Genomic DNA, 2,849 nt, shown 5'->3' on the forward strand with positions numbered 1-2,849 from the left:
AGCATAGGTCTTTCTCCTTTGACGCCAAATAAAGCGCCCCAAACCGTGGTTGAAGTAATTAACAAATTTAACTTATTGATTAAAAAAAGAAAAAAACAAAAAGTAAAGAATCTCAATTACATATAAATTATATCGAAGAACTATTAACCATTATTGTTTATAAACATGCAAATCTAAATGACGCTAAGGCGCGAAAAATCAATAATTTAATAACAAGTAGGATTTTTATCAGATCAAATCTATTTTGCGGTGGCTTCGACTCCGCTCAGCCACCGTTTGTCCTCGTTGCGGAGCCATGGCAATGCTTAATCGTCATCATCCTTTAAAGTAGCGGTGAAAAATGCAGAACGGACTGCTGCCGGACAGGAAGAATCTATTCCTTTCACGGCCTTCCAGAGCACTTCGTTGAAGTCAGCTTCATTGACCATATCTTCTTTGGAAAAATTAAACTTTTCGCTCATCCTCTGCCACTTATTTTTAGCAAGATTTATGTCATTCAGGTCAACCCGGCTAGGCCTGACAGTAAACGGCTGATGATCCGGGGTTTTATTAAAACACCGCCATAACGGAGTGGATGCGGCATCATACTGGCTCATTGGAGGCAAACCGAGTATTAATTCTATAGTACGAAGAAGAGAGGTGGTTGAATACAAGGTATGATCTACAAAACCCTGTTTCACAAAACCTCCTGCAAGATATGCCGGACTACGGTGGGCATCCACGTGGTCCGGGCCATTCTGGGCATCATCTTCAACGATCACCACCAAGCTTTTATTCCACACCGAACTATGGCTGAGATAATCCACAAACATACCGACAGCCAGGTCATTATCGGCAACCTGAGCAAAAGGAGAGGCCGCCCCCAGTTTTAATCCCTGGGTATGATCGTTGATAAAGCGAATGGTGCTTAACTGGGGCAATGCGTTTACAGATAAAAGTGAATCAAAATCCTGCTTCCACTGTCTGAAACGTATGGTATCCCTGAATGTTTGATCCCAGCATCTGAAATAGGTACAAAAATGATCCTTCAGTACCGGGATATTTGCTTTTTGATCATCGATAAATTCTCCATAAGAGCGGAAACTGACACCATGACGTTTGCAATTGTCCCAAAGGAATCCGTTTTTATTATTGGCAATTTCCCTTTTTCCGGCAGCAGTGCTTACCCCGCCCCTGCCCCCATAGCTGGTTGGCCAGGTTTTTTCGAGAAAATCAGTGGCATAAGCCCCCATGGTCCAATTATGTCCGTCAGCACTGACTTCTCCATTGACGTAAAAATTATCCAGTAAAACAAATTCACGGGCAAGAGCATGCTGATTGGGCGTGATTTTCTCGCCAAAAAGGACAAGTCCCGGATCGCCATTTCCTGCAGGTATATCACCCAGAACCTGATCATAGGAACGGTTCTCCTTTATAATGTAAAACACATATTTAATTGGGGAAGAATCGCCTACTTTACTGGGAATGGGATTACCTTCCATCCCTTCAGCCGTCAACTCCTTAGTTTTCGAATATGGAGTGTTATCATAAACAGCTTTCGAATAGACAGCCATTTGCTCTTCATCAGGAATTGGAAGAATATTGAAAGCTCCCCTAAACAAACCTGCTATATACTGTACTTTTATTTTTTGACCGATGGCACCGTGCTGATAAATCACAACCTCACCTTTGCGCGTTGGATTAGGCCCATAAGGATTAGGAAGAGAAGTCAATCCTTTACCATTGGCAACCAGTATTTTCTTATTTGCAATTCTTACACAGGTCGGATACCACCCTGTTGGAATAAAACCTTTACTTTTACTTGACCCGGGTTTACTGACATCAAACAAGGCCAGACAATTGTTGTCGGCATTGGCGATAAAAAGTGTCTTTTCATCCTTGCTTAATGCCACACCATTTGTAGTTGACCCGCTTGGTGCATCCGGATACAAAGCAGAATTAAGCGTTTCAACAACCTTCCTTTGCCGGATATCAATCACTGAAACACTGTTGTCGTTGGCATTGGCTACAAATAAATATTTACCGTTCCGTGTCATGCATAAATCGTTGGGATTATCACCCACCGGCACAGAACCGGTTATTTTCTGTTTGTCTGTATCAAAGAAAACCACCTGGTCGCATCCCCAGCAAGAAATATAAAGGGTCTTATGATCAGGGGACAGGATGCAGGTATACGCCTCACCGTTAAGATCATGCCTGGATAAAACTTTATTCAAATGTGTATCAATAACATAGAGTGAATTATTATCCTTTGTAACAGCATAAAGCCTGTTTTTACTATCATCCAAAGCCAATCCTGTGACTGAAATCCTGTTTGGCCAAGGTTTCCCTAATCTAACCGTATCATTGGCCAGTAGATGTTTATTTTTTATGGCATACCTGATAATCATATTATCATTGCCACCAGAAGCATATAAATATTTGCTGTCATGAGAAAAAACCAATCCCAACCATGCTTTTCTGATGGGAACAGAATCAATAACAGCCTCTTTTTGAAGGTCTATAAGCTGAATCGATTGGTCACTTTCGCCATTATTGGTTACAGCTGCAAATTTTTCTGAAGGTGAAACTGCAATATTGAGGGGCAAGTCCCCTAACTTTAACATTTTTCCTGTAGGGGTCAGAAACCATCCATTGGGCAGAGAAACACGATGGGATTCAATTTCATTTAAAGTCTGGGCAGAAAGATTAAGGCTACCTGTAATCAACGCAATTTGACTAAAGATTAACGCCAGAATTTGTTTCATTTTCATTTTAATATAATAGTTAGTACAGTCAGTTTATTTTGATAAATTATTAATTAAAGTTTCGCAAGTAAATATCTCCCTGAACGGAATAAAATTTAACAA

Annotated in this window: 1 protein-coding gene; it reads right to left on the reverse strand. The window is 40.7% G+C overall.

Annotated features, from left to right (window positions below):
* Window positions 1–305: 305 nt before the first annotated feature.
* Window positions 306–2,747 carry an alkaline phosphatase family protein gene (locus tag Q8907_15520; protein MDP4275680.1) on the reverse strand — a complete coding sequence of 814 codons (2,442 nt, stop codon included), beginning with the start codon at window positions 2,745–2,747 and terminating at the stop codon, window positions 306–308.
* Window positions 2,748–2,849 lie beyond the last annotated feature (102 nt).

The sequence above is a fragment of the Bacteroidota bacterium genome (assembly GCA_030706565.1).
Taxonomy (GTDB): domain Bacteria; phylum Bacteroidota; class Bacteroidia; order Bacteroidales; family JAUZOH01; genus JAUZOH01.

What these genes read in the sequence shown, in the direction of transcription:
- Q8907_15520 (MDP4275680.1), bottom strand. Translation starts at nt 2,747, where the DNA reads ATGAAACAAATTCTGGCGTTAATCTTTAGTCAAATTGCGTTGATTACA.